This is a genomic window from Lentilactobacillus sunkii DSM 19904 (genome assembly GCF_001435575.1).
Lineage (GTDB): Bacteria > Bacillota > Bacilli > Lactobacillales > Lactobacillaceae > Lentilactobacillus > Lentilactobacillus sunkii.
On the sequence record NZ_AZEA01000061.1, the window covers coordinates 1 to 1,124 of the forward strand.

The 1,124-nt window shown below is 46.1% G+C and carries 1 protein-coding gene; it reads right to left on the minus strand.

Annotated features, from left to right (window positions below; translation table 11 throughout):
* On the minus strand, positions 1-1,124 hold a 1,124-nt coding region (locus tag FD17_RS13260; protein WP_162256786.1), incomplete at both ends, for a hypothetical protein.

Consider the following 1,124-nt stretch of genomic DNA (forward strand, 5'->3'; position numbering starts at 1 on the left):
GCGTTAACGAGCGAAACAACCGCTCCGCCGATCAAACCGATTGGTGCCAAGATTAAACCACCCAAGCCTAATGACAAGAGAAGTGAAATCCCGACGACTGTGGAGAATACCAGTGGAAGACTAGTTGTCAGCCAAGTGGTGAAGTTAAGGACGGTCAAAAGACCAGTGCCCCAGGCACCAATTAACATGTACCCAATATCTGCAATAATCGCTGGAATCCAACCAATGATTGGAACCAAACCATCCCAGTTACCGACTGTCCAGATTGGACTGGTCATAATCAGATAGAACAGGAAGGTTGGAATATTAAAGGTACTTGGCAGCCAATCCTCAGCCAGCATGAAGCCTCCGGCTATCAATGCAACGATTGAGGCAAACCCAATCACCGCAAATCCTGCCTGAGTTAATACTGTAAAGATTGGATCTGAAACTAATGCAATGAGTGATCCCAAGCCTAACTTCGTAACAATTCCTGGAACCGCTGTGAGAATGGTTGAAATATCGATACTTAACATGCCGACCATCCCAATTAAGGCAACGGTGATGGCTAACATTGTAGCTGCCGGAACAGCCAATTCAAATGTTAAGTAGGTTGGTACGTTGATTCCCAGGTTGGCAACAACGCCGAGAACTCCGACGATAACCAAAAGACCAACCCACAGAATGGCAACGGCCCAAAGCATTAAGTTAGGTATCAATGTGTTTAATCCAAATAATGTAATCAATCCTTGGAGATCCAAGCTGGCGCTGCCGAGCAGCAGGAAGCCCGCAAGTCCAAGCAATCCGCCTTTGAGCAGTGTGTTCCAGGCAAGACCGCTGAGAAGCGTTAATCCGGCATTCCGTAGGAATGACAGACTATTCTTCGCAAAGCTGCTGATGCCGTTAAACAAACTGTTCAGTGGATTCAGCCAATTAGTGAACGAACCAACAAAGGTTAAGAATGTCAGTGGTTCAGTAATGTAGAAGAACGACAGGTAGAAGATTGTGTGATTGAACATCGTGTACTGAAGAATCATGAAGGCAACGAAGTCAGCGATTGGGTTAACCATCAGCTGTAAGACGATTGGTGCTAAGAACCAAACCAGAATGATAACTGCGGAAATCCCTGTGACCAAACTGCCGAT